Source organism: Pandoraea commovens (assembly GCF_024704525.1).
GTDB lineage: Bacteria > Pseudomonadota > Gammaproteobacteria > Burkholderiales > Burkholderiaceae > Pandoraea > Pandoraea commovens.
The window spans coordinates 3,562,358-3,588,590 of record NZ_CP102780.1 but is presented as its reverse complement, the minus strand read 5'-3'; the positions used below and the strand labels follow the sequence as shown (position 1 = coordinate 3,588,590).

General features: G+C 62.1%; 25 protein-coding genes and 1 tRNA gene. 14 read left to right on the top strand and 12 right to left on the bottom strand.

Going from position 1 to position 26,233, the window contains the following annotated elements:
- The first annotated feature begins 117 nt into the window (after positions 1 to 117).
- The 12 genes from NTU39_RS16330 to NTU39_RS16275 all read left to right on the top strand — a co-directional run bounded on the left by NTU39_RS16330 (position 118) and on the right by NTU39_RS16275 (position 13,437).
- Positions 118 to 194, top strand: a tRNA-Val gene (locus NTU39_RS16330).
- Between the two features lie 237 nt (positions 195 to 431).
- Complete coding sequence (thrS, locus tag NTU39_RS16325; RefSeq protein WP_150663127.1) at positions 432 to 2,339, top strand: threonine--tRNA ligase; 1,908 nt, start codon at positions 432 to 434, stop codon at positions 2,337 to 2,339.
- Between the two features lie 52 nt (positions 2,340 to 2,391).
- Positions 2,392 to 2,910 (top strand): translation initiation factor IF-3, encoded by a 519-nt coding sequence (infC, locus tag NTU39_RS16320; protein ID WP_373275412.1) that lies wholly within the window; start codon positions 2,392 to 2,394, stop codon positions 2,908 to 2,910.
- A 178-nt stretch (positions 2,911 to 3,088) separates the two neighbouring features.
- Positions 3,089 to 3,286 carry a 50S ribosomal protein L35 gene (gene rpmI, locus NTU39_RS16315; RefSeq protein ID WP_010806049.1) on the top strand — a complete coding sequence of 66 codons (198 nt, stop codon included), beginning with the start codon at positions 3,089 to 3,091 and terminating at the stop codon, positions 3,284 to 3,286.
- A 25-nt stretch (positions 3,287 to 3,311) separates the two neighbouring features.
- Positions 3,312 to 3,671, top strand: coding sequence for a 50S ribosomal protein L20 (gene rplT / locus NTU39_RS16310; protein ID WP_010806048.1), 360 nt, complete (start codon positions 3,312 to 3,314; stop codon positions 3,669 to 3,671).
- Between the two features lie 149 nt (positions 3,672 to 3,820).
- Positions 3,821 to 4,834, top strand: a complete 1,014-nt coding sequence (gene pheS, locus NTU39_RS16305; protein WP_039397704.1) for a phenylalanine--tRNA ligase subunit alpha — start codon at positions 3,821 to 3,823, stop codon at positions 4,832 to 4,834.
- 85 nt (positions 4,835 to 4,919) lie between these two features.
- Entirely contained in the window at positions 4,920 to 7,358 is a 2,439-nt protein-coding gene (pheT, locus tag NTU39_RS16300) for a phenylalanine--tRNA ligase subunit beta (protein WP_150663125.1), read from the top strand.
- Between the two features lie 64 nt (positions 7,359 to 7,422).
- The gene (locus tag NTU39_RS16295; RefSeq protein WP_039397708.1) at positions 7,423 to 7,815 is read left to right on the top strand and encodes an integration host factor subunit alpha; all 393 of its coding nucleotides are present in this window, start codon (positions 7,423 to 7,425) and stop codon (positions 7,813 to 7,815) included.
- 81 nt (positions 7,816 to 7,896) lie between these two features.
- Positions 7,897 to 8,292 (top strand): MerR family transcriptional regulator, encoded by a 396-nt coding sequence (locus tag NTU39_RS16290; RefSeq protein WP_150663124.1) that lies wholly within the window; start codon positions 7,897 to 7,899, stop codon positions 8,290 to 8,292.
- Between the two features lie 314 nt (positions 8,293 to 8,606).
- Positions 8,607 to 10,877, top strand: a complete 2,271-nt coding sequence (locus tag NTU39_RS16285) for a bifunctional diguanylate cyclase/phosphodiesterase (protein WP_246184436.1) — start codon at positions 8,607 to 8,609, stop codon at positions 10,875 to 10,877.
- Positions 10,878 to 11,341: 464 nt separating this feature from the next.
- Entirely contained in the window at positions 11,342 to 12,922 is a 1,581-nt protein-coding gene (locus tag NTU39_RS16280) for a sensor domain-containing diguanylate cyclase (protein WP_257958067.1), read from the top strand.
- A gap of 254 nt (positions 12,923 to 13,176) precedes the next feature.
- The gene (locus NTU39_RS16275) at positions 13,177 to 13,437 is read left to right on the top strand and encodes a hypothetical protein (protein WP_246179333.1); all 261 of its coding nucleotides are present in this window, start codon (positions 13,177 to 13,179) and stop codon (positions 13,435 to 13,437) included.
- Positions 13,438 to 13,530: 93 nt separating this feature from the next.
- Here NTU39_RS16275 and NTU39_RS16270 read toward each other — a convergent pair whose 3' ends face one another.
- The 4 genes from NTU39_RS16270 to NTU39_RS16255 all read right to left on the bottom strand — a co-directional run bounded on the left by NTU39_RS16270 (position 13,531) and on the right by NTU39_RS16255 (position 15,501).
- Positions 13,531 to 13,725, bottom strand: a complete 195-nt coding sequence (locus tag NTU39_RS16270) for a rubredoxin (protein ID WP_039397716.1) — start codon at positions 13,723 to 13,725, stop codon at positions 13,531 to 13,533.
- 205 nt (positions 13,726 to 13,930) lie between these two features.
- Complete coding sequence (locus tag NTU39_RS16265; RefSeq protein WP_257958066.1) at positions 13,931 to 14,275, bottom strand: hypothetical protein; 345 nt, start codon at positions 14,273 to 14,275, stop codon at positions 13,931 to 13,933.
- A gap of 388 nt (positions 14,276 to 14,663) precedes the next feature.
- Positions 14,664 to 14,990, bottom strand: coding sequence for a hypothetical protein (locus NTU39_RS16260; protein ID WP_257958065.1), 327 nt, complete (start codon positions 14,988 to 14,990; stop codon positions 14,664 to 14,666).
- A gap of 100 nt (positions 14,991 to 15,090) precedes the next feature.
- Positions 15,091 to 15,501: a hypothetical protein gene (locus tag NTU39_RS16255; RefSeq protein ID WP_150663120.1), complete on the bottom strand. Its 411-nt coding sequence runs from the start codon at positions 15,499 to 15,501 to the stop codon at positions 15,091 to 15,093.
- A 335-nt stretch (positions 15,502 to 15,836) separates the two neighbouring features.
- Between NTU39_RS16255 and NTU39_RS16250 the strand changes: the two genes are divergently transcribed.
- On the top strand, positions 15,837 to 16,070 hold the full coding sequence (locus NTU39_RS16250) for a DUF3717 domain-containing protein (RefSeq protein ID WP_150663119.1): 234 nt from the start codon (positions 15,837 to 15,839) through the stop codon (positions 16,068 to 16,070).
- Position 16,071: 1 nt separating this feature from the next.
- Here NTU39_RS16250 and NTU39_RS16245 read toward each other — a convergent pair whose 3' ends face one another.
- From NTU39_RS16245 to NTU39_RS16225, 5 genes are all read right to left on the bottom strand, one after another.
- Complete coding sequence (locus tag NTU39_RS16245) at positions 16,072 to 18,708, bottom strand: sensor domain-containing phosphodiesterase (RefSeq protein ID WP_257958064.1); 2,637 nt, start codon at positions 18,706 to 18,708, stop codon at positions 16,072 to 16,074.
- Positions 18,709 to 18,972: 264 nt separating this feature from the next.
- Positions 18,973 to 19,191 (bottom strand): RNA-binding S4 domain-containing protein, encoded by a 219-nt coding sequence (locus NTU39_RS16240; protein ID WP_046292298.1) that lies wholly within the window; start codon positions 19,189 to 19,191, stop codon positions 18,973 to 18,975.
- A 66-nt stretch (positions 19,192 to 19,257) separates the two neighbouring features.
- Entirely contained in the window at positions 19,258 to 19,836 is a 579-nt protein-coding gene (locus NTU39_RS16235; RefSeq protein WP_150663117.1) for a TMEM175 family protein, read from the bottom strand.
- Between the two features lie 71 nt (positions 19,837 to 19,907).
- Positions 19,908 to 21,164: a GGDEF domain-containing protein gene (locus NTU39_RS16230; protein ID WP_246184435.1), complete on the bottom strand. Its 1,257-nt coding sequence runs from the start codon at positions 21,162 to 21,164 to the stop codon at positions 19,908 to 19,910.
- Between the two features lie 341 nt (positions 21,165 to 21,505).
- Positions 21,506 to 22,078, bottom strand: a complete 573-nt coding sequence (locus NTU39_RS16225; protein WP_257958063.1) for a flavin reductase family protein — start codon at positions 22,076 to 22,078, stop codon at positions 21,506 to 21,508.
- A 373-nt stretch (positions 22,079 to 22,451) separates the two neighbouring features.
- On the opposite strand from NTU39_RS16225, the gene NTU39_RS16220 reads away from it, so the two are divergent.
- Positions 22,452 to 23,393 carry a DUF72 domain-containing protein gene (locus NTU39_RS16220; protein ID WP_174984417.1) on the top strand — a complete coding sequence of 314 codons (942 nt, stop codon included), beginning with the start codon at positions 22,452 to 22,454 and terminating at the stop codon, positions 23,391 to 23,393.
- A 281-nt stretch (positions 23,394 to 23,674) separates the two neighbouring features.
- Here NTU39_RS16220 and NTU39_RS16215 read toward each other — a convergent pair whose 3' ends face one another.
- The 3 genes from NTU39_RS16215 to NTU39_RS16205 all read right to left on the bottom strand — a co-directional run bounded on the left by NTU39_RS16215 (position 23,675) and on the right by NTU39_RS16205 (position 26,126).
- Complete coding sequence (locus NTU39_RS16215) at positions 23,675 to 24,481, bottom strand: alpha/beta fold hydrolase (RefSeq protein ID WP_257958062.1); 807 nt, start codon at positions 24,479 to 24,481, stop codon at positions 23,675 to 23,677.
- A gap of 131 nt (positions 24,482 to 24,612) precedes the next feature.
- Positions 24,613 to 25,089, bottom strand: a complete 477-nt coding sequence (locus NTU39_RS16210) for an OsmC family protein (protein ID WP_150663114.1) — start codon at positions 25,087 to 25,089, stop codon at positions 24,613 to 24,615.
- A gap of 167 nt (positions 25,090 to 25,256) precedes the next feature.
- A complete protein-coding gene (locus NTU39_RS16205; protein WP_150663113.1) occupies positions 25,257 to 26,126 on the bottom strand; it encodes an IclR family transcriptional regulator in 870 nt (289 codons plus the stop codon).
- Between the last annotated feature and the right edge of the window lie 107 nt (positions 26,127 to 26,233).

Genomic DNA, 26,233 nt, shown 5'->3' with positions numbered 1-26,233 from the left:
GGCAATGGACGTCGCGACCCCGCGCGAAAGCCTTGATTGATGCGGTTTTTCGTCGGCAGGCACAATAATCGCTTGGCGATGTGACGAAACCTTGCTAGAATCTCGTTCTCTTGCAGTAGGCTCGTAGCTCAGCTGGTTAGAGCACCACCTTGACATGGTGGGGGTCGTTGGTTCGAGTCCAATCGAGCCTACCAACGAAATTTAATGCATTACAGTCCGCGAAGCCCCGCAGACACAGGCGCTGGAAAACACTCATGTTGAAGACTGCCCGAACTTTCACAGTGGTGAAGGTGCGACGTTAAGTCGAGGGTGTTTTTCGTCTGGATGCAAGGAATGAAGAGACGGCCTCGACGACAGTCGAGGCCGTTTTTTTTCGTGGTTTTCCGCGTGGCGTGGGCCGCGCGTGACGTTTTTGCGCATGGGAGTGCGACATGATTTCGGTACGTTTGCCTGACGGTTCGCAACGCCAGTACGAAGCGCCGCTGACGGTGGCGCAAGTCGCCGGTTCGATCGGTACGGGTCTGGCCAAGGCTGCCCTGGCGGGCCGCGTCGACGGCAAGCTGGTCGATACGTCCTATCTGATCGATCGCGACGTGAGTCTCGCCATCGTCACGGACAAGGACGCCGACGGCCTTGACGTCATTCGTCACTCGACGGCTCACTTGCTGGCCTATGCGGTCAAGGAGCTGTTCCCCGAGGCGCAGGTCACGATCGGCCCTGTCATCGAAAACGGCTTCTACTACGACTTCTCCTTCCATCGCGCTTTCACGCCGGAAGATCTCGAAGCCATCGAGAAGAAGATGCACGAGCTCGCCAAGAAGGACGAGCCGGTGACGCGCGAAGTGCTGTCGCGCGACGACGCCGTGCGTCTGTTCCTGTCGATGGGCGAGAAGTACAAGGCCGAAATCATTGAATCGATCCCGGCCACGGACGAAATCGGTCTGTACCGCGAAGGCAAGTTCGTCGATCTGTGCCGTGGTCCGCACGTCCCCTCGACGGGCAAGCTCAAAGTCTTCAAGCTGATGAAGGTGGCCGGCGCCTATTGGCGCGGCGACGCGAAGAACGAGCAACTTCAGCGCATTTACGGCACGGCCTGGACGAAGAAGGAAGACCAGGACGCGTATCTGCACATGCTCGAAGAGGCCGAAAAGCGCGATCACCGCAAGCTCGGCCGCGCGCTCGACTTCTTCCACATGCAAGAGGAAGCGCCGGGCCTCATCTTCTGGCACCCGAAGGGCTGGACGCTCTGGCAGCAGGTCGAGCAATATATGCGCCGCGTCTACCGTAACAACGGCTACCAGGAAGTGAAGGGTCCGCAGATTCTCGACCGCTCGCTGTGGGAAAAGTCGGGGCACTGGGAGAACTACAAGGACAACATGTTCACGACGGAATCGGAGAACCGCGCCTACGCGCTCAAGCCGATGAACTGTCCGGGACACGTCCTGATTTTCAACTCGGCGCTGCACAGCTACCGCGATCTGCCGCTGCGTTACGGCGAGTTCGGTCAATGCCATCGCAACGAGCCGTCGGGCGGTCTGCACGGCCTGATGCGTGTGCGTGGCTTCACGCAGGACGACGGTCATATCTTCTGTACGGAAGACCAGATCCTCGACGAGTGCGTGAACTACACGGCGCTGCTGCATGCGGTCTATAAGGATTTCGGCTTCACGGACATGATTTACAAGGTCGCAACGCGCCCTGAGCATCGTGTCGGTTCGGACGAAAATTGGGATAAAGCCGAATTCGCGCTGATGGAATCGCTGCGCCGTTCGGGCTGCGAATTCGAGATCGCCGAGGGCGACGGCGCATTCTACGGTCCGAAGATCGAGTACACGCTCAAGGATGCGCTTGGCCGTCAGTGGCAATGTGGCACGATGCAGGTCGATTTCTCGATGCCGGAGCGCCTGGACGCCGAATACGTGGCCGAAGACAACAGCCGCAAGCGTCCGGTCATGCTTCACCGCGCAATCCTTGGCTCGCTTGAGCGTTTCATCGGGATTCTGATCGAGCACCATGCTGGTGCATTGCCTGTCTGGCTGGCGCCGGAGCAGGTGATCGTGATGAATGTCTCGGAAAAAACGGCCGATTACGCCCAGGAAGTGACGAAAAAGTTGAAAGAACAAGGGCTTAGGGCTCGGAGCGATTTGCGCAACGAGAAAATTAGCTATAAAATACGCGAGCACTCTCTGCAGAAAGTTCCCTATCTCGTGGTAGTGGGGGACAAAGAGCAGGAGGGAAATACGGTAGCCGTGCGTGCCCGTGGCGGCGTGGATCTGGGTGTGATGCCCGTTGACGCGCTCATCGAACGTCTTGCGCAAGAATGCGCATCGTTCCAATAACGCCTGTCGGACAGCGCGGCTAAATTTTTGACTTTTTTCGAGGATAAGCAACATCGCTACCGAAAAGTCGCATCGCATAAATGGCGAAATTACTGCGCCTGAAGTGCGTCTAAATGGCGTCGACAACGAGCCGCTTGGTATTGTGAAGCTGGCAGAGGCGTTCCGTCTGTCCGAAGAGGCTGATGTCGATCTGGTGGAAATTGCACCGACCGCGAATCCGCCGGTTTGCAAGTTGATGGACTACGGCAAATTCAAGTATTCGGAACAGAAGAAGGCGCACGAGAACAAGCTGAAGCAGAAGATTGTTCAGATCAAGGAAGTCAAATTCCGACCTGGCACGGACGACGGTGACTACAACGTCAAGTTGCGCAATCTGAAGCGTTTCCTCGAAGACGGCGATAAGACCAAGATCACGCTGCGTTTCCGCGGTCGTGAGATGGCTCACCAGGAAATCGGTGCTCGTATGCTGGAACGTCTGAAGTCCGATCTCGAAGAGGTCGGCCAGCCGGAACAGATGCCGAAGATGGAAGGCCGTCAGATGATCATGGTCATCGCGCCGAAGAAGAAATAATGCCGTGGCGGTGTCGAACGACGCCGCCGGGCAGCAAAGAATTGCCGCCGTTGTCTGTTAAGGGCGCGGCAGCGATGCAGGGTGCAGTCCGGCCCTGAAAATAAGTGGTCTCAGGTTCTAAAAGGGGCGCGATTTTGGCGTCACACCTGTGATCATGTTAAAAACCCTGGAGTTTTTCATGCCTAAGATGAAAACCAAGAGCGGTGCCAAGAAGCGCTTTCGCGTGCGTCCTGGCGGTACCGTCAAGCGTGGTCAGGCCTTCAAGCGTCACATTTTGACGAAGAAGACCACCAAGAATAAGCGTCACCTGCGCGGTGCCGTCGGCGTTCATGAGTCTGATCTGAACTCCGTACGCGCAATGCTGCCCTTCGCTTAAACCCCGACTTAGATAGGAGAGAAACATGCCTCGAGTCAAACGTGGGGTCACCGCACGGGCCCGCCATAAGAAAGTCATCGCAGCAGCCAAGGGTTTCCGCGGCCGCCGCAATAACGTCTTCCGCATCGCTAAGCAAGCGGTCATGCGCGCTGGGCAATACGCCTACCGCGATCGCCGTAACAAGAAGCGCGTGTTCCGCGCCTTGTGGATTGCGCGTATCAATGCAGGTGTGCGTCAGCACGGTATGACCTACAGCGTGTTCATCGCTGGTCTGAAGAAGGCCTCGATCGAACTCGACCGCAAGGTGCTGTCCGACATGGCCATCAACGACAAGCCGGCATTTGCCGCGATTGTCGCTCAGGTGAAAGCCGCCGTCGCAGCCTAAGCTGTAGTTAGCGTATAGCGCGTTTGATAGCGCGCCGTTCGCCAAGAGGGGGCTCTCATCGGAGCCCCCTTTTGTTTTTTGCTTGCCTTTCCGCTTGTTTTCGCTGGTACACGCGGCCATTCCGACCGCCTAACTTGAGTCTGTAGCATATGGATCTGGAACTTATCGTCAGCGAAGCGCAGCGTGCGTTCGCCGCCGCTCCCGACGCCGCCGCGCTGGAAAACGAGAAAGCCCGCTTTCTCGGCAAGACCGGCCAACTGACCGAGTTGCTCAAGGGCCTCGGCAAGCTTGATCCTGAAACGCGCAAGACCGAAGGCGCACGGATCAACGCGGCCAAGCAACAGATCGAAGGCGCCCTGCAGGCGCGCCGCCAGGCCATGGCCGACGCGCTGCTCGATGCGCGCCTGTCCGCTGAGGCTATCGACGTCACGCTGCCCGGCCGAGGCCTGGGCGCTGGCAGTCTGCACCCCGTGCTCACCACCTGGGAGCGCGTTGAACAGATTTTCCGTTCCATCGGATTCGACGTGGCCGACGGCCCCGAGATCGAAACCGACTGGTTCAACTTCACTGCCCTGAACAGCCCCGAGAATCATCCGGCGCGCTCGATGCAGGACACCTTCTACGTCGAAGGCAATGACGATGCGGGCAAGCCGCTGCTGCTGCGCACGCACACGAGCCCGATGCAGGTGCGCTATGCGCGCATGAACAAGCCGCCGATCAAGGTGATCGCGCCGGGACGTACGTATCGTGTCGACTCCGATGCCACGCACTCGCCGATGTTCCATCAGGTCGAAGGTCTGTGGATTGCCGAAGACATCAGCTTCGCCGACCTGAAGGGTGTGTACACCGACTTCTTGCGCAAGTTTTTCGAGCGTGACGACATTCAGGTGCGTTTCCGCCCGTCGTACTTCCCGTTCACGGAGCCGTCCGCCGAAATCGATATGCAGTTCGAGACCGGCAAGAACGCCGGCAAGTGGCTGGAGATTTCGGGATCGGGGCAGGTGCACCCGTCAGTGGTCCGTAATATGGGTCTCGACCCCGAGCGTTACATCGGTTTCGCGTTTGGCTCGGGCCTGGAGCGTCTGACGATGCTGCGCTACGGCGTGCAGGATCTGCGTCTGTTCTATGAGAACGATCTGCGCTTCCTGCGCCAATTCATGTAATCAATGCCGTAGCCCCTGGCTGGCGCGCAAAGCCGCTGCCGCCGGGCTTTCGGAAGTGAAGAATTAACTGCGAGCGAACTGATCCATGCAATTCTCTGAATCGTGGCTGCGTACCCTGGTCGACCCGGATTTGTCGACGGACGCGTTGGCGCATGCCCTGACGATGTCCGGGCTCGAAGTCGAGGAAACCGATCCCGTCGCCCCGCCGTTCACCGGCGTGGTCGTGGCCAAGGTGCTCGAAGTCGCCCGTCACCCGGATGCTGACCGTCTGAACGTGTGTCAGGTCGATGCCGGCACCGGCGAGACGCTCACCATCGTATGTGGCGCACCGAACGTGGCGCCGGGTATCAAGGTGCCGTGCGCTACCGTCGGTGCGGCTTTGCCGCCGTCCGAAGCAGGCGGTGCACCGTTCCTGATCAAGATCGGCAAGCTGCGTGGCGTGCAAAGCTTCGGCATGCTGTGCTCGGCCCGTGAACTGAAGCTCTCGGAAGATCACGCCGGTCTGATGATCCTGCCGGAAGACGCACCGGTCGGCATGAATATCCGCGAGTATCTCGATCTCGACGACACGGTCTTCGTCGTCAAGCTCACCCCGAACAAGGCTGACTGCCTATCGCTGCTCGGCGTTGCCCGCGAAGTCGCGGCGATTACCGGCGCACCGCTCAAGGATCTTCCGGGGCAGGGCGCACAGGCGTCGACCATCGCGGACACGCTGCCGGTGCGCATCAGCTCGCCGGACGGTTGCGGACGCTTCGGCGGCCGCATCATCCGCAACGTGAACGCTGCGGCACCGTCGCCGCGCTGGATGGTGGAACGCCTGGAGCGCGCCGGACAGCGCAGCATCTCGGCGCTCGTCGACATCACCAACTATGTGATGCTCGAACTGGGCCAGCCGCTGCACGTCTACGATCTGAATCGTCTGCAAGGCGGGATCGACGTGCGCTTCGGCCGCGCGGGCGAGACGCTCAAGCTGCTCAACGAGCAGACGGTCGCGCTCGACGAGACGACCCTCGCCATCACCGATGCCAGCGGCCCGATCGGCCTCGCCGGCATCATGGGTGGCGATTCGACGAAGGCAGGTCTCGAGACGCAGAACATCTTCCTGGAAGGCGCGTTCTTCTTCCCGCAAGCCATTCAGGGGCGTGCTCGTAAGTACAACTTCACCAGCGATGCGTCGCACCGCTTCGAGCGTGGTGTCGACTTCGCTGGCAACGTGCGCGCGCTCGAGCGTGCCACGCAACTGGTCCTCGACATCTGTGGTGGTCAGGCCGGTCCGCTGGAAGACCAGGTCGCGAAGCTACCCGAGCGTCAACCGGTGAAGATGCGTGTGGCCCGTGCCGTCAAGATTCTCGGCGTGCCGGTCACCGAGCAGGAAATGAGCGCGATCTTCACGCGTCTCGGCCTGCCGTTCACGCTGACGGACGGTGTGTTCGAGGTCACGCCGCCGTCGTATCGTTTCGACATCGAGATCGAAGAAGATCTGATCGAAGAGATCGCACGCATTTACGGTTTCGACCGCATTCCGGCCAATCCGCCGGTGGCGGCGAGCGAAATGCGTCCGACGCAGGAAGGCCGTCGTTCGCAGCATGCGGTGCGTCACGCCGTGGCCGCGCGCGACTATCACGAGACGGTCGGTTTCAGTTTCGTCGATGTGGAATGGGAAGCCGACTTTGCCGGTAACGATAATCCGATAAAGTTGCTGAACCCGATTGCGAGTCACCTCGCCGTGATGCGCTCGACGCTTATCGGCAGCCTGATCGCGACGGCGCGTTACAACCTGAATCGCAAGGCATCGCGCGTTCGTGTGTTTGAAATCGGTCGCACCTATCACCGTGACAACACGGTGGCGTCCGGTGAACTGAGCGTGGGTGGGTATCGTCAGCCGCTGACCGTCGCGGCGCTGGCTTACGGTCCCGTGTTCGAAGAGCAGTGGGGCGCAGCGGCGCGTCAGGTCGATTTCTTCGACGTGAAGGGCGATCTCGAAGCCTTGCTGGCACCGCGCGCGGCGCGATTTGTAAAGGCTGAGCACCCGGCGTTGCATCCGGGACGCAGTGCTGCGATCGAAGTGGACGGCAAGCGCGTCGGTTTCATCGGCGAGCTGCATCCGCGCTGGCAGCAGAAGTACGACCTGCCGCAGGCGCCGGTGCTGTTCGAGATCGAGGCAGAGGCACTGTTCGGTCGTGACGTCGCGAGCTACGAGGACATCTCGAAGTTCCCGCCGGTCACGCGTGACCTCGCATTGGTGGTCGATCAGGCACAGCCGGTTCAGGTGCTGCTCGATGCGATGCTGGCTGCGCGTCATGACGATCCGGCATGCAGCGTGGTGCAGTCGGTGCGCCTGTTCGACGAGTTCCGGCCCAAGGCGGGCGCGGCTTCGGGCTCTCTGGGAGCCCAGGACAAAAGCGTGGCGTTTCGTGTTACTCTGCAAGACCCCTCGGGTACGTTGCAGGACGAGACGGTCCAGGGCGCCATTAACGCACTGGTACAACGGGTAGAAGGGTTCGGCGCACGTTTGCGCGCTTAAAACTCAGTAAAAGAATCCGGGTGCGAGTGGGTTATCGCACTGTCATCGCCATCGCGTGGGACGTATGAACGAAATGAATCCTGGTGAATTTGAAGCCATGCTCGCGGCGCAGCGCATTGCGCTGGGTCGCGGCGAAGTGAACGAGGTCTCGACCGAGGCGCCGACGCTGACCAAGGCCGAACTGGCCGAGTTGCTGTTCGAGCATGTCGGCCTGAACAAGCGCGAAGCGAAGGATATGGTCGAGGCGTTCTTCGAGTCGATCCGCGACGCGCTCGAATCGGGCGACAGCGTCAAGCTCTCCGGCTTCGGTAACTTCCAGTTGCGCGACAAGCCGCAGCGCCCGGGTCGGAATCCGAAGACGGGCGAAGCGATTCCGATTGCCGCGCGCCGTGTCGTGACTTTCCACGCCAGCCAGAAGCTCAAGACGATGGTCGAGTCCGGCGTACTGAGCAAGTAATTCCCCCGGCCGCCGCGTTCTGTGGCGGCCGTTGGTTTTTCGTCCGCAATTTAACCGTCGTCCCATTCCGCTAACGCTGCGATGGATCACGTTGCCTTGCCGCCGATTCCCGCCAAGCGTTACTTCACCATCGGTGAGGTGAGCGAGCTATGTGGTGTCAAACCGCATGTGCTGCGCTATTGGGAGCAAGAGTTTACGCAACTGCGTCCGGTCAAGCGACGCGGCAACCGGCGATACTACCAACACCACGAAGTCCTGCTGATCCGGCGTATCCGGGAGCTGCTCTATGAGCAGGGCTTCACGATCAACGGTGCACGCAATCGGCTCGAAGCCGACACGCCGCGTGGTGCGCGCGCTTCGGGGGCGGCGGGTGCTCCGGTGGATGCGCCAACCTCTGGCGAGGCGGGCGATGCTACGCTCGATGTCGGCGATCTGCGTCGCCGTCTCGAATCCGTCATCGATCTGCTGAAGTCCTGAGCGGTCCCCGCACTTTCGATCCCCCTCTTCACCACCGCCCGCCCGACTTCGGGATTCTCCTAATACGGCGGTGGCCGAAACTTCCGTAATCCGAGATATGGCACGCTGCAAGGCGGGGGCGCGCTCGTCTGGCCGGATGAGCTCCATACATCCCCGGATTGAGACGATGCGGAACGACTTCCGGGGGCGCTGGGATTGCCTTACACTTGCCGGAAACGATGACGCCCGACAGCGGCGTCCCAGGATCCTCTTGAAAACCGGGCCAACACCGACCTTTTCGCGCGGGGGCGCGAAGGCTGAAAGGATCTCGACCTATGGCGGAACCGAGCATGACGGGAGCGCGACGCGGGCGTTGGGCGACTTCCTATCGCTCTATCGTCGCAATCCTGATTTTCGGTTTTCTGATCCTTGTCCTTCTATGGACAGCGGTGCTCTGGCGCATCTCCATCGAGCACAAAGCCATCCTGCGCGACACGGCGGCTTCCGCCTCGACCGTCTCGACCGCCCTCGAACAGCAGACGCTGCGTGCGATTCGCCAGGTCGACCAGATCACCCGCTTCGTCAAGTACGAGTACGAGCGCCGTCACGGCGACTTCGATTTGAAGCAAACGCTGACAGAAGGGATTGTTGCCGAGCGCTTCATGGTGCTTGTGAGCCTCACGGACGCGAACGGCAACGTGGTCGCTGCCACGATGCCGGGCGGTGCGGGCGTGAGCATCGCAGATCGCGAGCATTTTCGTGTGCACCTAGACGATGAGAGCGACGGCCTCTACATCAGCCATCCGGTATTCGGACGTGTGTCTCGCAAGTGGGTGCTCCAGTTCAGCCGACGCCTGAATCATCCTGACGGGTCCTTCGCGGGCGTCGTGGTGGTCTCGCAGGAGCCGAGCTACTTTACTTCCGATTTCTATACGAATGCCGTGCTCGGGCAGTACGGCCAGATCGCCGTGATTGCCGACGACGGGGCACTGCTCGCGCGCAGTACCGGGGCAAGCGTTGCCATCACCGGCACCGGCGAGTTGCCGCCGTTCGCGGCAGAGCAACGCAGTTCCGGTGTGCAGCGCGACCCGATCGACGGTGTCGAGCGCGTTGTCGCGTATCGGCATTTGCGTGACTATCCGCTGGCCGTGCAGGTCGGGTTGTCGCTCGACGAGGAATTGTCCGAATATCGTCACGTGGAACGCGTCTATCTGACGATGGCGACGTTTATCTCGGTGGCCCTTGTCGTCTTCTTCGCGCTCATTGCGTATCTGATGCAGCGTCTGATCGGCCGTGACCAGCAGCTCACGCGCCTGATCTCATACGACGCGCTGACGGGTCTGCCAAATCGTTACGCGCTGATGGAGTCGTTGCGCCGGGCATTGTCCGTACCGGATCAACTCGGCAAGGTCGCGCTGCTGCACATCGATCTCGATAACTTCAAGAGCGTGAACGACACGCTCGGCCACTCGCAGGGCGACGAAATCATCCGACAGGTCTCTGAGCGGTTCATTCCGCGCATGCCTGCCGGGGCGATGCTCGCGCGCTTCGCGGGCGACGAGTTCATGGTGTTGCTCGAGGGCGATGGTGCGCCCGATCAGGCCGAACCGCTGGGAGAGACGCTGCTGGCCGCGCTCAAGTCGCCGATGGTGGCCGACGGCACGTCGTTCGCGTTGCACGCCAGCATCGGCGTGACGTTCTGGTCGAAGCCGGAAGAGACCGAGGCGGATCTCATCAAGAAGGCGGATCTGGCCATGTATGCCGCGAAAGAGGCGGGCAAGAGTGTCGTGAGGGTCTATTCGCAGCAAATGACGCATCAGGCGCACCAGCTTGTCGTGTGGGAGCGTCAGATGGAGCAGGCGCTGGCCAATGGCGAGTTCTTCCTCGCCTATCAGCCGATCATCTCGCTGGGAAGCGATTGCATCTGCGGCATGGAAGCGCTGATTCGCTGGCGTCATCCGGAGCGTGGCATTCTCAGCGCGGGCGAGTTCATCCCGCTGGCAGAGACGACCGGGCAGATCGTGGCCATCGGCGAATTCGCGCTCACGCAGGCCTGTCGCCAACTCGTGGCATGGCGGGGCACGCCGATGGCGTCGCTGCGACTGGCCGTGAATGTCTCGTCCGTGCAGTTCTGGCGAGGCGACATTGGCGAGCTCGTTGAGCGTCTGGTAAAGGAGTACGCGATCGAGCCCCATCGCCTGGAACTGGAAATCACCGAGTCGGTGATGGTGAAGAACCCGGCGCTTGTGGAAATGAAGATCGAACAGTTCAAACGCGCGGGCTTGCGCATCGCGCTGGACGATTTCGGTACGGGTTACTCGTCGTTGTCCTATCTGACGCGCTTCCCTGTCGACACACTCAAGGTCGATCGGTCGTTTGTCGAATCGATTCCCGATTCGTCACGGTCGTGTCTCATGATTTCGAACATCGTCAATATTGCGCGCTCGCTGGGCATCGATCTGATTGTCGAAGGTGTCGAAAACGAACGCCAGCTCGATTGGCTTCGCCATTTTGTGCCGCTCAGTGCGCAGGGCTATTTGTTTTCCCGGCCGGTGGAAATCGAACAGCTGGATTTGCTAATTGCCCGATTCGGTATTTGCCAATAAAGACGTAGTAAATGAGAAACACAAAAACGAGCTAGTTAATAGGTTAAATAGCTATACATAATAAATCGACGATTAGACGGTTTTCGTACGGCAGGATCGTCGGAGTACTATAGAATCATCGGGTTCTCGCGGTGATTCCGAAACGCATGAACGGACGGCTGTGCGCCCCAACCGGCAGTAGACCGGGGCAGGGAGCGTGGGCTGTCAACGGCCTGCCATTGTTGGCGTAGACAATGGCGAGGCGGCAGGGATCCGAAGGCGCGGGGCGCGACAAGCCGAGGGTCGGGAACGAGGGAAAGAGTTTGACGCGCAGACCAGAATTGGCGGGAATTCGCTGGCACAACGAATGCCGGTCGTGACCAGAAGTTCTGTCCGGGGAAGTGACAGAAGCGCGATTTCGATTGAAGCGAGTACTTTGCCAACGTAACAAGTGAAAAATATTAGAACGAGCGTTTGATTTTCGGATGAGGATAAGGCATTGGCTTTATGCCGCCTGTGTCTCGGTCGGCGTGCTGGTCGCCTGCTGGGTTGCGGCGGATCGCACTGCCACGTCGCTGGTGGGCGATAAGCTTGCGCAAAGCGTCGACGCCGGGCAAATCGTTGCCGACCGCGTCGCCGACGGCATGGTGCACGCCATCAACACGGATCTGTCGATGGTGCGCGCGATTCCCTCGACGTTGGCCGATGTCGACTTGCTGCGCGATGTCGTGCCCGCAGCGGGCGGCAAACCGGCGGCGGACGTCGTCGAGCGTGCGAACGAATTCCTGCGCGGCGCACAAAGCTACTTTGGCGTCGACCGCGTGTGGGTGATCGACGCGAGCGGCGTGTGTGTCGCCGCCAGCAACTACCGGGACGTTCCGTCACCGCTCGGCGAATCCGTGGCCGACATGCCCTATGTCACGAATGCGCTGCTCGGCGATCGTTTCGAGCGTTACGCGTCGGGCTGGGAACATCAGGCGCCGGGGCTTTATTTCAGCGCGCCGATGTACCGCGAGGGCTTGCTGATCGGCGTGATCATGACCAAGATCGGGCTGACCCGTCTGCGCCACTGGGTCGGCAGCGGCGAGTCGTTCGTGACCGACGGCAACGGCGTCGTCATCATGGCCAACGACCCGCGCTTCGAAAACAGCTTCATGATCGACGGCAAGATCGGCTCGCTCTCCGACACCGAGCGGCAGACGCTTTATCAGCGCAACGATTTTGTACGCATGCCGATTTCGCAATTCAAACGTGCGCCGGGCCGCTCGAACGCCTGGGTGCCGCAAGAATTGCTTGACCGGATGTCGGAGTTCAACGATCTGCGCAAGCCGTTCGTAATTTCGTCGCGCCCGAGCGCGAGCAACGATCTGATCGTCTACGCGGTGGAAGGCGTCGAGGCCTGGGACGCCCTCACGCGTCAGCACGCCAAGGATCTGGCACTGTGCTTCTTGTTGTATCTGGGAGGCGCGATCATTGTGGCGCTGGTCGCCTGGACGTATTGGCGCGAGCGGACGCAGCACCATGAGATGCGGCAGTCGAACGAGGAGTTGCGCGCGGCGAACAACCAGCTGGCGTTCGAAGCCAGCTACGACGAACTCACGGGCAGCCTGACCCGCCGTTACTTCTTCCATCGCTTCGAGCAACTACTGGAGGCCGCACAACGCAAGAACGAGCCGATGAGCCTGATCGTCGCCGACCTCGACCACTTCAAGACGATCAACGACACCTATGGACATGCCATTGGCGACCAGGTGCTGTGCCGTTTCGTGCTGGTGTGCTCGTCGACGTTGCGTGGCGACGATCTGATCGGACGCATCGGCGGCGAGGAGTTCGCCATTCTGCTGCCGGGCGCGAGTGAAAGCGATGCGCTGCGTGTGGCCGATCGGATTCGCGAGCGTTGCAAGCGTGAATCGGTCGAAGGGAGCGAGCCGCCGCTGCAATTCTCCGCGAGCTTCGGTATTACGGAGTGGCAGGATTCGGATTCGCCGATGAACATGGTCGAGCGCGCAGATATGGCGTTGTACCGCGCCAAGCGCGCCGGGCGCGACCGGTGCTGGGTGTTCTGATCCGGGTTGCGATTCGAGTGCCGGTCATTCAATCGGGATGTTGCGACGACGGCATCCCGACACGCATCGCATCCACTGGATTTCACCGGCGTTACCAATGTCACGTTTGGTAACCAAAGAGCGTGCACGCATTCCGCATTTCGCGGGAACTCCCCTGTCTAACGAATCAAGCAGGTGCGGTCGGGATCGACCGGAATCGACGACTTGGGTCGCCGTCGCACCGGATTCCATCGATTCGTGCGGGAGAGATCATCGTGAAACGCAGACTGATGTTGGCAGGCGGCGCTGCCGTGGCCATGTTGCTGGGAGGTTGCGTGGCGGTGCCGTATGGCGCGCCTGCATATGGCGGCGCATATGACAACGGATACGCTTATGCCCCGGGCTACTACGCGCCGGGTTACGCGGTTGCACCGGCGCCGGTCGTGACGGTGGGCGTGGGCGGGTATTACGGCGGGGGCTACTACCGTGGCTGGCGTGGCCGCGGTTGGGGCCGTGGATGGGGATGGCACCACTAATGCCGTTGCAGTGCGCTGAAACGGCGGGTGTTGCACCGTCTCCCCAGTCGAACGACCCGGTTGCGGCCTGGCGCCGCGACCGGGCTTTCGGCTTCAGAACTCCGACAGCGCGAAGTCTTCTTTGGACACGTCACATTCCGGGCAACGCCAATCGGCGGGCACATCAGCCCAGCGCGTGCCAGGAGCGAGGCCGTCGTCCGGTGCGCCTTCGGCTTCGTTGTAGATCCAGCCGCAAATCAGGCAGATCCAGCTCTTGAATTCAGTCGGGGTGTCCAGCGTGGTGGTCATGATCTTGTGTCAACAGGGAAAACTTGCGCGACCCGCATTGTAAGGCACGGGCACGACAACGTCCCGCTCGGGCGCGCGCGTCTGCGCACGAACTTAATCCAGATCAATCGGAAAGCACCGGGATAGCCGACGCGTTGGCCGTCGACAGAGGCTGGGCAAGCGATACAGAAGGGACTTGCGCCGGCGGGTGCCGGCGCAGCAGGCGTTACCAGTGAATCTGGTTGAGGAAGATGGGGGCCATCTGCGCCAGCGAGTTCAGCAGCGACATGGCGGTGTCGCGGTGCGACACTTCCTTCCACAGGCGGCTTTCCTTGACCACGCGGTCACGGTCTTCGGATGTTTGGACGTCCGGTTCGCGCAGACGGTTGATCAGATCGATGACGGAGGCCCGGTCGACGGTTTCGGTGACCGAGTGGCGTGCTAGCAGCTCATCCAGATGCACGCGCTCGGCTTCGGTCACGGGGCCCCTGGCGGGTTCGGATTGCCCGGGCTGGCGGGCGTTGGCATCGGCAGACGTAGCGTTCACGGACGGCTTGTCGGATTGGGTCATACGAGACGTTCTCCCCAAAAGTCACTGAAAAGATGCATTGCGACGCGTCGCACGACTCCATCATAGGCCGATTCACCGGGGCTGCGAACCCTCTGTGACCTCTGCGGGCGCTCTCGCTGCTCACTCCGCGACTCGGGGGGGCGACGCCGTCCGATCGCATGTCAAACCCGTGACGTTTCGGCACAGAAGCGGCGCAAAACGTCAAGCGCAATAAATTTATCCAATGCTGACGCCGAAACGGGCAATCCTCTTGACAGCGTGTAACGGCGAGCGTTTCGAGAGGGCGGTGTCAGGTTATCCAGTGGGTTATCCACAGAAGTTGTGGGTAACTTAAGGGGGACGATACGGGTCTCGGCAGGTGTCATTGCCGTGACCCGCACGTGAACTGTCATCGCAGCAGCGGACGAAGCATGAGCAGGGCGAAGAACAGCGCGACGCCGACCGGGAGCAATCCCGTAAAGAACGCGGGCCACGGTGCGCGTCCACGGCGACGAGCGCCGAACGAGGAGATCAGTCCGGCGCAAAGGCACAGCACGCCGACGCCCCAGGTGGGATTCGGGCTCTTGAGCACCCAGGCCGCCGCCGCGAGCAGGCCGACCCAGGCCAGCGGAATGGCGCCCGGCGGGGGCGGCGACACGTCGGCTGCCGGTTTGTTGCGGGCGTTACCCGTGGCGTTGGGGGAGGTCTTCTGGGGCTCGGGAATCTTGGCGGACATTGCGTTCTGGGAGAATCGGGAAGCGCGACGGCGACATGCGTAAACACATGCACAACCGGTGCGCGAAAGTCGCAGCATAACAAACGCGGCGGCCCGTCGCTCAGGACGTCACGCCGTGCAAGGTCAGTGCCCCCGGATGACGCGACGGTGCGTGCACACCGGCGGCGGGTGCGTCGACATACCAGACGGAGGTTGAGTCGACATCGCGCGTCGGTGCGAACGCTGGCGGGGTCGCGCACCGATCATCCAGATCGACGTACTGTTTATGCGGTTTGCGCACACGCGAGATGAAGACGAAGGCCCTCGCCGCGCCCGAAACGTCACGTGCTGCCTCGTCCGGCAACGCGCGGACGGCCACGCAAGGCTGATGAAATGCATCGACGGGTTTCGCCGTGGATGGAGGCATCGATTGCGCATGCACGTGCGGGGCAGCCATCGTGGCCAGCAAGCCGATCGCCAGCAGCGCGAACCATCGGAGGATGTCCGGACGGCGCCGTCTTTCGTGATCCATGGGGCAAACGCACGTGCAGGGTGTGACGTGTCTCGGCGGCATGATGGGCTCCGTCGGGGCAATCGTGAGGGGGCGCTTTGCGAACGGAGGGGACGTCGCGCGGCGTTTCCTCTGCCTTAAGCCAATATCGTGCCGGAGTTGCTAAGTGGATGATTTTGCGTGGATTGTTGGCGTGCGTCGGCGGAGCGGCATCCGATGTCGAGCATCAAGTGTTGCAGTTCCGAAACGTGCGCCTGAGAATTGACGTCAATGGGTCCGGGATGGGGCCATTCTCCGACTCCCCGAATACTGTATATAATTACAGTATTCCACTCCACGGCGAGACACGACATCTCATGAAAGCCAACTATTCCATCGCCGACATCGAGCAAGCGATCAACTACTGGACCAGTCATCAGGCCGCAGACAGCAACCTGTCGTTGTGTCCGGCAGCGCGCGTGTTGGCGAACATCTATGGCGAGATGATCTATCGCCGCGAGACGAGTGTGGCGGCCGATGCCCTCAACGGCGAGCAGAGCCAGGCCATCGAGACGGCCCTGCATCAGATGGAATTGGGGCTGGCGCCCTGATTCAGGATTGAACAGGATCGGGCGAGCGTCGCTGTGCGGACCAGCGTTCGAGCCAGTGTTCCAGATCGTCGGCGCTCAAAGCGGGGGAGAACAGATACCCCTGCGCCACGCGATAGCCTTGTGCGACCAGCAAGTCGCGCTGGGCTTCGTCTTCCACTCCTTCGGCGACCACAGTCAGATGCAGGTTGCGGCCAATGCTGATGATCGCGTTGGTTAGCGCACGCACCGTTTCGTCGCGCGCAATGTCGTGCACGAAGCTGCGGTCGAGTTTCAGTTCCGAAACCGGCAGTCGGCGCAGATAGCCGAGACTCGAATACCCGGTGCCGAAGTCGTCCATCGACAGTCGCACGCCCAGATTGTGGACTTCCTCGATGATGCGCAGCGTGCTGGGGTTGTGATCCATCAGCACGCTTTCCGTGATCTCGATGGCCAGGCACGACGGCGGTAGCGCGTGATCGGCCAGCACTTCGGCAATCGTGTGCGGCAGATCGTGATCGTGGAAATTGGTCGGCGACAGATTGACCGACACGTTGCCGATGCCGACACCGCGCCGACGCCAGTCGGCCAGTTGACGGCACGATTCGCGCAGCGTCCACGTGCCCAGCTCGCCGATCAGGCCGCATTCCTCGGCCAGTGCGATGAAGCGCGATGGCGGCACCTCGCCGTACTGCGGGTGCGTCCAACGCGTGAGCGCTTCTGCACCGTACACCGATTCGTCGAGCAGATTGATCTGCGGCTGATAGAACAACTGCAGCTTGCCCAGACGCAGCGCGTCGCGCATGGCGGTCTCCAGCTCCAGCCGTTCCTGCGCGTGGACATTCATGTCCTCGTGGTAAAAGCGCACGCTCCCCGGGCTCGTCATTTTCGCCTGATACATCGCCATGTCGGCGCGTTGCAGCAGGATGTCGAATTCCCGTCCGTGGTTCGGATACAGGCTGATGCCGAAGCTGCCCGACGGCACGAGCGTCACCCCGTCGACCTGACACGGGGCGGCGAGTGCCGTGCGCATGCGCTCGATCGCGATGTCGAGCCGTTCCGGATCGCATTCGGTGAGCACGGCGACGAACTCGTCGCCTGAGAGTCGCGCCACGATATCCGCGCCGCGCAGCGAACGGCGCAGGCGCTGGGCAATCGTGCGCAGCAGTGCGTCGCCTGCCTGATGGCCGAGCGAATCGTTAACCTGCTTGAAGCGATCCAGATCGATGAAGATGACCGCCATGCGGGTGTTCAGCTCCGCCGCACTCGCAATGGCCTGTGCGGCGAGCACGCCGAGCATGCTGCGATTGGGCAGCCCCGTCAGGCTGTCGGAGAATGCCAGTTGACGGATGCGCGTGCGCGATTCGTCGCGCTCGAAGGCGAGTTTGCAAAGATGCACGCAGACGTCGACCAGCCGCTCGTGCAGGGCATCCGGGCCACGCGCGGTGCGATAGTAAAACGCGAGCACGCCGAGCACCCGGCCGTCGTTTGCGATGATCGGCATCGCCCACGACGCCGCCAGCCCGTACTCGGTCGCCATCTCGCGATAATCGGCCCAGCGCGGATCGTTGGCGATGTCGGTCACGGTCACCGGCCGCGCCAGAAATGCCGCTGTCCCGCACGTGCCCACGTTCGGGCCGATGGCGATGCCATCGATGGTCTGGTGATATTGCGCGGGCAGACTGGGCCCGGCTTGCGGCCGGAGCTTGCCTTCGGCATCCACGCGCACGACGGAGGCCATGACTTCGGGCGCGATCTGCTCCAGTTCGCGGCATACGAGCGTGAGCACTTCCACGAGCGGCGCATCGCGCACCATCGCGGCCAGCGCTTTGTGTTGCAACACTTCCTGAATCTTCGATTGTGTGATGTCCGTGAACAGCACTACCGCGTTCACGAGTTTGCTCTGTGCGTCGAGAATCGGGTTCGTCACGACGGAGACCCACAGCGGTTGACGCTGCGCGGTGCGCACCAGCACTTCGCAATGGCAACTGCGGCCGTCACGGGCGGGGACGAGGCACCCGGAGATGGCTTGCTTGACTTCAACCGCTGCCGCGCCGCTCGCGAATTCGTCCATCGGGCTGTTGTCGCCGGACGAGGCGTGCACCGACTGGCCGACGACCTCGCTCGCCGCGTAACCGAGCATGCGGGTAAAACCGGCGTTCACGTAACAGACGCGGCTCTGGGCGTCGGTGATGAGGACAGCATTGTCCGTCTCGTCGACGCCGAGCGACAGCAGATGTAGACGCGCGTCGTCGGCGGCCTGACGCGCCACGCGGGCCGTCACATCGACGGCCAGCTTGATCACGAAGGCGAGCTTGCCGTCGTCGAAGATAGGGTTGTAGGTGGCCTCGAGCCAGACGGTGCTGCCGTCGTGGCGAAGGCGGCGGACCTGATCGGTATGCGAGCACCGCGTGGTGAGCACTTGCGCGAGGGCGTCGCCGCAGGTCGGGTCGGCCGGGTCGCACAGCATGGCGTGCGGCTTGCCGATCAGTTGATCGCGTGTGTACCCGAAGACGCCGAGGAATTTGTCGTTGACGTCGGCGATGAGGCCGTCCGGCGTGAGCGTAAGCGTGCCCAGCGACCGGTCGAGAGCTTCGAGCAGCGCTTCGCGTCCCGGTGCCGGTGTGGCGCCTGTGGCGGACGGTGAACCGGGCACGACCATCGCAAGGGCCTCCTCGGACGTCCTGCAATCATTGTCGGGGGTGACTGGGGCTGACACGCCAAAATCGCTTTCAAGTATAGCGACCTGCGGAGGCAGGCTCACGTGGGAGAAACCGGGAGGGCGTCACGCGACGGCGCCGTGCCGGGAAGTAGGAGATTCGAGGGTAAAACCGTCGATGTGTCGAGAATGAAGGGGGCGCGGACAACGAAGGGGGACGACCGGCGCGGTCGGACGAATCGGCCAGACCGCCGCCTTCAGTCCGCCTTAAGCGGCCTTCACCCGGATACGCACGCCGTCGACAGCGACCGTCTGGCCTGCACGGATCTTGCAGGTCTTGCGGGTCTCGATCTGGCCGTCGACACTGACCGCGCCGTTGGCCACCATGACTTTGCCCGCGCCGCCGGAATCGACGACGCCGGTGAGTTTGAGCAGGTCGTTCAGGGCGACGAATTCGCCCGTCAGTTCAAAAGTTACGTTTTGCATAGTGGTGCGGATACTACGGAAAAACCCGGTGCGCGTCGACTGCCGCCGCGCACCGTGCCAAAGAGGTCACTTCTCGATTACATGTTCGATGCGGCGGTCCGGGATCAGCCACACGGCGGCCATGAGCGCGTACAGCGCCAGCGAGACCGCCGGCACCACGAACGCCAGCCCGATCGCCAGGGCGTAGACCACCACCGACAACTTGCCCTTGTAGTCGCGCCCGAGGGCGTCGGCCAGCTTCTTGTTGCCGCCGTCGTGTACGGCCAGAAGGGTTCGCGACAGAATGTAGTGGGCAATGGCCGCCATGCACAGGACTACACCGTAGAGCGCCGTCGGCCACGCGGTGAAGTGATTTTCACCGAGCCAGTGCGTGACGAACGGGATCAGAGACAGCCAGAACAGTAGGTGCAGGTTGGCCCACAGAACGCCACCGGACACCTTCTGGACTACCTGGAAAAGATGATGGTGGTTGTTCCAGTACAGGCCGACATAGACGTAACTGAGGATGTAAGTGAGAAACGTCGGCGCGACTGGCAGCAGGTCTGCCAGTTCGCTGCCGTGCGGCGCTTTCATCTCCAGCACCATGATCGTGATAATGATGGCGATCACGCCATCGCTGAATGCTTCTAGTCGGCTCTTACCCATTGCGGTGGTGGTGTATGTCTTCAGTCGGGATCAGTCGAAATCGGTCGAAATCGATCGAGGAGGGATGGAAATCACAGCACGGCCACGCGATTGCGGCCGCCTTGCTTGGCCGCATAAAGCGCGCGGTCGGCACGTTGCAGCAGGGTACTGAAATCGGTGTCGTCCGGGCCGAGGCTGGCGACACCGATGCTGGCGGAAAAGCGCACCGGAGCGTTCCCGTTCGTTCCGTTCGCCGGTACGCTCGCGCCGTTGATTGCGACGAGCATGCGCTCCGCTGCCTGTAAGGCACGTTGCGCATCGGCCTCGGGCAGCAGCACGGCGAACTCTTCGCCGCCCAGACGGCCGATCACAGTACTCTTGCGCAGCGCAGCCCGCAACACCAGCGTCAACTCGACGATTACCCGGTCGCCGATGGCATGCCCCCAGGTGTCGTTGATCCCCTTGAAGTGATCGATGTCGAGCATCAGGACGGCCAGGCGGCGCTGCTGCGCACGCGCGAGCCCGAACAGCCGGTCGGCCTGCATGAGAAAGGCCCGGCGGTTGAGCAGGCCGGTCAGGCCGTCGCGCATCGCCATGTCGCCGAGCACCCGATTCACACGGCGCAGTTCGAGTTCATCCACCACAAGGGAGGAGAGATCCGCCAGCAAGCCGCGTTTCTCGTCGTCAAGATCGCGGGGACGGCGGTCGATCACGCACAGCGTGCCCAGCCGGTGCCCCTCGGGGGTGCGCAGCGGCGCGCCTGCGTAGAAACGGATGTTCGGGTCACCCGTCACGAGCGGATTATCGGCGAAGCGCCGGTCGGCACGCGCGTCGGGCACGACGAGCACGTCATCGCTGAGAATGGCGTGGGCACAGAAAGCCATCGAGCGTGGCGTTTGCGAGGCGTCGATGCCTCGCCGCGCCTTGAACCACTGGCGCGATTCGTCGATCAGGGAGACGAGCGAGATCGGTGCGCCCAACACGTGCGAGGCAAGTCGCACGATACGGTCGAAGGCGGGTTCGGGCGGTGTGTCGAGAATCTCGTAACGACGCAGCGCGGCGAGGCGTTCTGCCTCGTCGAGGCCCACACCGGTGGTGCGTCCAAGTGGCGAGCCCGCAGAGCGCAGGAGACGGGCGCGGGCGTCGTTAAGATCGTTGGCGTCGGAGGAATCGTGGCCGGATGCAGTCATGTCGCGACGGGTGGGCAGGGCCCAGCGGGTGGACGACAGCAGTGCCGTTGACGGAGATGGTTCGGGCCGCGAATTCGGCAACTGCACGAAAGGTTCGAACGACTCGTGATGCTCGAAGCGCACAGCAGATGCGAGCGATGCGCCGGGCGCGGCGGCCATGAAAGGCGATGCGCTCGGCACAGACTTCGCAGACGGTTCAACTGCTACGGTGGAGCGGGCGTGGAGCCACGTGGACTCACGATCGAAGACATCCGTAACGCTGTCAATTCTGCCCCGCCCGGGGCTACTTGGCAAATAGGGTGACGCGATGGTGCCCGCAGCCACGGCGTCGACCCTGTCCGCCCCGAGGCCCACGCCACCCGAGCCACTCGTACGCCACAAGGCGTGCGCGGTCTGTGCGGGACGGTCGCTGCTGTAGAGGCTATCGGTTCTGTCGGTCGCGCGGCGTGGCGGCAAGGTGTGGCTCATGGTGGGTTGTCGCAGAGAAGTATCGTATCGGGCTAGTTGCCGGGTTTGACTTCGAAGGCTTCGCCGGTCTCGAAGAAGTTGCCACCGGCGATGTAATGCAGACTGCGCGATGTGCCGGGTTCGAACTGCCAGTGTCCGTCGCGAAACGCATGCGGATCGGCCCACGCCGCTACGACTTCACCGAGGAACAGGTCGTAACGATCCTGGTTGTGCGGTTCGGGAATCACCCGGCATTCGAGCCATGCGAGGCAGCCGTCGATGAGCGGCGCGGCGATGTGCGAGCCGGTGAAGGCTGTCATGCCGGTGCCTTCGGCGAATTTGTCGGTGTCACGTCCGGACACCGAGCCGACCGCCAGCGTTTCACGCGCGATCAGGCGCGCGGGCACATTCAGCGAGAACTCGCCCGAGGCTTCGACCAGCTCGCGCGTGAGTGTATTGCGGTCGATGACGACGGCGACCTTTGGTGGCGAGAAGTCGAGCGGCATCGACCACGCGGCGGCCATGACGTTGCGACGCCCGTCGTGCGCGCTTCCCACGAGAACGGTCGGGCCGTGGTTGAGCAGACGGTAGGCTTTGGGAAGTTCGACGGGCAGACGTTCGGTCATGGCAAGAGGTCCGTGCAGGCGGCGATCCGTTGTCGGGCCGCATGTTGATGGCGGACCATGATAGCGCGCGGCATGCCATCCGAAAAAGGCGGCCCGCAGGGTCAGCTGCGGGCCGTATAAACGGCACGCCGCGGGGAGCGCGTGCCGGATCAGATGTGCATGCAGTATTTCATGCGTTCGTCCCATTCCAGTCCCCGTCCTCCGGGCGTTGTGTCACCGAGCAATTTACGTCGAACGCAGTGCCGCCGTGAGGCTTTGGCGCGCGCCTATACTTGTGCGAAAGCTGCCGGAATATCGGGATGGCGAACCGGCCGATGTGCGGCCGATGCGCGGCCGACGCGTGGTCGACATCGCGCCAATGGGAGGCTCCGGAATGGGCAAGGTCTATGTCGGTACGGCGTCGTGGACAGACAAATCGCTGATCGCCTGCAAGCGGTTTTATCCACCGGGGCATACGTCTGCCGAAGCGCGTCTGCGCTTCTACGCCAGCCAGTTTCCGATGGTCGAGGTCGACAGCAGTTACTACGCGATGCCCTCGGGATCCAATGCGAGGCTGTGGGTCGAGCGCACCCCGGACGCGTTCGTCTTCAATATCAAGGCCTTCCGTCTGCTCACGGGCCACCAGACCCCGCGCATCGCTTTCCCCAAGGATCTCCAGCCGGCGTTGCCGCCGGGGGCGCGCGCGAACGTCTACTACAAAGACCTGCCGAACGAGCTGATCGACGAGATCTGGCGGCGCTATCTGGAGGCCATCGAGCCGTTACGCGAGGCAGGAAAGCTCGGTCTGGTGCACTTCCAGTTTCCACCGTGGCTGACGGGCGACAAGTCCAGCCGCGAGCACGTCGAAGCCTGCGCGCAGCGCATGACCGGTTACGGCATCGCCGCCGAGTTCCGGCATCGCGGATGGTTCGATGGCGAGCGTTGCGACAAGACACTGGCGTGGTTGCGCGAGATGGGCTGGGTCAACACGACGGTCGACGAGCCGCAGGGTTTCACGAACAGCATCCCGCAAGTCTGGGAGGCGACGTCGCCACTCGCGGCGGTCTTGCGTCTGCACGGACGCAATCAGCAGACGTGGAACGTGCGCGACAGCACGGCGGCGTCCGAGCGTTTCAACTACGACTATCGCGAAGCGGAACTGGCGGCGCTGGTCGATCCGATTCGTGTGATCGCGAAAGTCGTTGCACGCGTGTACGTCGTGTTCAACAACAACTACGAGGATCAGGGCCAACGCAACGCCATGACCCTCATGCAGTTGCTGGGTGACGATGCCTTCGGCATACCACGGTCATCGACCGATCTTCTGACGTCATGACGTCATGACGTCATGAAGGCACCGTACCATCGGGCCAGCGCATATCCATTCCCGGGCCTTACGAGTTGCTCCCTTCGGGATGTTGTCGCATTACCATGCGCCAACATCAGAATGGGAGGCGTTATGCGCCGGCTAATTGTTACTGCCTTGTTGGTTGGAGCAACGGGGTTGCAGGGCTGCGCGAGTTCGGCGCAAACGTTCTTGCTCGGCACCGCCGTGGGTGCCGTTGCCGTGATCGGTGCGGCAGGGTGTTCGCTCGCCTGCCGCTGACTCAACAACGATTACGAGGCGCTATGCGTGAGGAACGCCTCGATCACTGACGCGAAATACGGCGGACATGCCTGCATAGGGTAGTGCCCGCAGTTCGGCATGACTTCCAGCGCCGCGTTGGGATGCCAGGCGAGAAAGGTCCGCTCCATTGCGGCCGCGTCGAGCCCGGGATCCTTGTCGCCGACGATGACCAGAAACGGGGTGTCCCCCCCTTCAGCCCCCTGAACTTCTGCGGCGAAATCCGTTGTCACCAGCATATCGAGGTACCGCGCCCGGCAGGCGGGTGAGACCGTGGTGCGGTTCTGCCTGACCTTGCGATCCACCCAAACGTCGGATAGTCCGCCGCTGACGTACTTGAACAATCGTCGCAGGGCTTCGTCGTCTTTGGTCGTGCTGGAGAAGAAGGCGAGGGCCTCGGGGTTCAACCGGTTTCCGGCCGCCGACACGGGACATACGCCGATGGCGCTTGCAATGCGCGACGGCGCATCGACCGCCAGACGTTGCGTCACCATCCCCGTCATCGAATGACCGATCACGTGAAAGCGCGACCAGCCGAGATGATCGGCGAGCGTGAGGCAATCGGCAGCAATTTCGTCCACCGTGTAATCGCCCGTCAAATCGATGGAAAGTCCGTACCCGCGCAGATCGACGAAGACGTAAGTGAACGCGCGACCGTCGAGCCAGGGCATTGCGTTGTCGAAGCTGGTGTGATCGCCGAGCCAGTCGTGCATGACGAGCACGGGCGTCGGGCCTTCGCCGTATCGTGCATGGCCGAGGAGGTTGCCAGCAGCGGTGAAGCGTTCTGCGGAGATGTTCATGTCCTGATTCCAACGTTGTGAGTGGAACCAAAACGAAACGCCCTCCCGGCGAACCGGGAGGGCGTTTTCAAAGTGAATTGATCATATCAAGCCGTCACGCACCGGTCAATCGCGCGCTGACGACACTGAAGTCAAATCTCGACCGTCTCGATGACCGCTTCGCATTCGATCGGGAAATTGACCGAGTTGGCGATGTAGCACTTCTCGTGTGCGGCGTGATGCAGATGCTCGGCGAGCGCGACATCGCCACCGGCACGAATCGTCACGTGTGGACGCAAGACGATGCGGGTGAAGCGTCCTTCGGAGGGGGTGTCGAGCATCGTGCCGACGGCGTTGTCCTCATACCGTTCGACGACAATCCCGGCCTCGGCGCACAGGTGCAGGTACCAGAGCTTGTGACAGGCGCTTGCCGACGCGACCAGCAAATCTTCCGGATTCCAGCGCGCCGCATCGCCGCGAAAGGCCGGGTCCGCCGAGCCGGGGATCGTGGGTTTGCCGTCAACGCGAATCTCGTGATTGCGTCCGTACGCGCGATAGCCCGATGTGCCGCTGCCCTGATTGCCGATCCATTCCACGTTGACGCGGTACTCGTGTTCGCCTGATGCCATGTCTGCTCTCCACTGAAGGCTTCGGCCTATGAGGATGTGGGAAAGGGAGGGAGGCCGGGCCCGCTCGCGATTTTCGCAGTCCCCCGCATGAAATGCTGGCCATTTTCGGCCATCAAAAGGACGGATTCCGTCGTCGATGCCACCCCGTGTGTCAAACCCGTCAAGCGTTAAGCCAGCGGCTCCGTCGTGAGCGCGCGCGTGAGGCCGTGCATCGGGCGACGCATGGCGACGTCGAACGGATTCGTCTGGGGGCCGATCAGTTCGGCCTGACGCCGCAACAGTTCCACCACCATCGGCAGGCGGTCCTGCGACAGCCGTGCGGCCAGCGTGCCGACGCTCAGCGCAGCCACGGCATGCCCCATGCGGTCGAACACCGGCACGGCGACCCCGGCCATGCCGTCGAGCACACCGCTGTTGCTCCCGGCGTAGCCCAACTGACGCACGCGCTCGATCTCCGTGCGCAGATACACCTCGTCAAGCACACCGTAGCCGCGCAGTCGCGGCACGTTGAAGCGGATGATCTCCTCGCGCTCGGCCTCCGGCAGGAACGCCAGAATCGCCAGACTGCCCTGACCCACGCCCAGCGCCACACGTCCGCCGATGTCGCCGGTGAACGAACGGATCGGGAAGGGGCCTTCGCACATGTCGAGGCACACGGCGTCGAAGCTGCTGCGCACCAGCAGAAAGATGGTGTCGCCGAGACTCGCGCACAGCCGCAGCAGAGACGGACGGCACAACGTGCGCATGCCGCTCGGGTTGCCCGCCTGCGCGGCCATCGCGAAGAAATCGATGCTCAGCCGGTACAGCTTGGACGACTCGTCCTGTTCCACGACCTGCTCGGCGATGAGTGCGTGAAGAATGCGGTGCACCGTCGCCTGGCTCAGACCGACGGCTTTGGCGATGTGGGTGACGCGCTCGCCTTCGGGCTTGGCTTCGCCGAGGGCGCGGATGACGGCAAACGTGCGTTGCAATATGCCCGCGCCGGCGGATTCCGCAGACGAGTTTGCCGTTGCGCGGGGTGAATCGGAGGTGGTCATCAGGGTCTCGAATATTCCGTCAAACGAAATACTAGCGTAAGCCGCTACGACTTGAAAACTGGCGCGATGCGTCGAAACCCGCAAAAACAACCAATATTCAGCATAAG

Coding starts and splice junctions, on each gene's coding strand:
- thrS (WP_150663127.1), top strand. CDS start 432: ATGATTTCGGTACGTTTGCCTGACGGTTCGCAACGCCAGTACGAAGCG.
- rpmI (WP_010806049.1), top strand. CDS start 3,089: ATGCCTAAGATGAAAACCAAGAGCGGTGCCAAGAAGCGCTTTCGCGTG.
- rplT (WP_010806048.1), top strand. CDS start 3,312: ATGCCTCGAGTCAAACGTGGGGTCACCGCACGGGCCCGCCATAAGAAA.
- pheS (WP_039397704.1), top strand. CDS start 3,821: ATGGATCTGGAACTTATCGTCAGCGAAGCGCAGCGTGCGTTCGCCGCC.
- pheT (WP_150663125.1), top strand. CDS start 4,920: ATGCAATTCTCTGAATCGTGGCTGCGTACCCTGGTCGACCCGGATTTG.
- NTU39_RS16295 (WP_039397708.1), top strand. CDS start 7,423: ATGAACGAAATGAATCCTGGTGAATTTGAAGCCATGCTCGCGGCGCAG.
- NTU39_RS16290 (WP_150663124.1), top strand. CDS start 7,897: ATGGATCACGTTGCCTTGCCGCCGATTCCCGCCAAGCGTTACTTCACC.
- NTU39_RS16285 (WP_246184436.1), top strand. CDS start 8,607: ATGGCGGAACCGAGCATGACGGGAGCGCGACGCGGGCGTTGGGCGACT.
- NTU39_RS16280 (WP_257958067.1), top strand. CDS start 11,342: ATGAGGATAAGGCATTGGCTTTATGCCGCCTGTGTCTCGGTCGGCGTG.
- NTU39_RS16270 (WP_039397716.1), bottom strand. CDS start 13,725: ATGACCACCACGCTGGACACCCCGACTGAATTCAAGAGCTGGATCTGC.
- NTU39_RS16265 (WP_257958066.1), bottom strand. CDS start 14,275: ATGACCCAATCCGACAAGCCGTCCGTGAACGCTACGTCTGCCGATGCC.
- NTU39_RS16260 (WP_257958065.1), bottom strand. CDS start 14,990: ATGTCCGCCAAGATTCCCGAGCCCCAGAAGACCTCCCCCAACGCCACG.
- NTU39_RS16255 (WP_150663120.1), bottom strand. CDS start 15,501: ATGGATCACGAAAGACGGCGCCGTCCGGACATCCTCCGATGGTTCGCG.
- NTU39_RS16250 (WP_150663119.1), top strand. CDS start 15,837: ATGAAAGCCAACTATTCCATCGCCGACATCGAGCAAGCGATCAACTAC.
- NTU39_RS16245 (WP_257958064.1), bottom strand. CDS start 18,708: ATGGTCGTGCCCGGTTCACCGTCCGCCACAGGCGCCACACCGGCACCG.
- NTU39_RS16240 (WP_046292298.1), bottom strand. CDS start 19,191: ATGCAAAACGTAACTTTTGAACTGACGGGCGAATTCGTCGCCCTGAAC.
- NTU39_RS16235 (WP_150663117.1), bottom strand. CDS start 19,836: ATGGGTAAGAGCCGACTAGAAGCATTCAGCGATGGCGTGATCGCCATC.
- NTU39_RS16230 (WP_246184435.1), bottom strand. CDS start 21,164: ATGGCCGCCGCGCCCGGCGCATCGCTCGCATCTGCTGTGCGCTTCGAG.
- NTU39_RS16225 (WP_257958063.1), bottom strand. CDS start 22,078: ATGACCGAACGTCTGCCCGTCGAACTTCCCAAAGCCTACCGTCTGCTC.
- NTU39_RS16220 (WP_174984417.1), top strand. CDS start 22,452: ATGGGCAAGGTCTATGTCGGTACGGCGTCGTGGACAGACAAATCGCTG.
- NTU39_RS16215 (WP_257958062.1), bottom strand. CDS start 24,481: ATGAACATCTCCGCAGAACGCTTCACCGCTGCTGGCAACCTCCTCGGC.
- NTU39_RS16210 (WP_150663114.1), bottom strand. CDS start 25,089: ATGGCATCAGGCGAACACGAGTACCGCGTCAACGTGGAATGGATCGGC.
- NTU39_RS16205 (WP_150663113.1), bottom strand. CDS start 26,126: ATGACCACCTCCGATTCACCCCGCGCAACGGCAAACTCGTCTGCGGAA.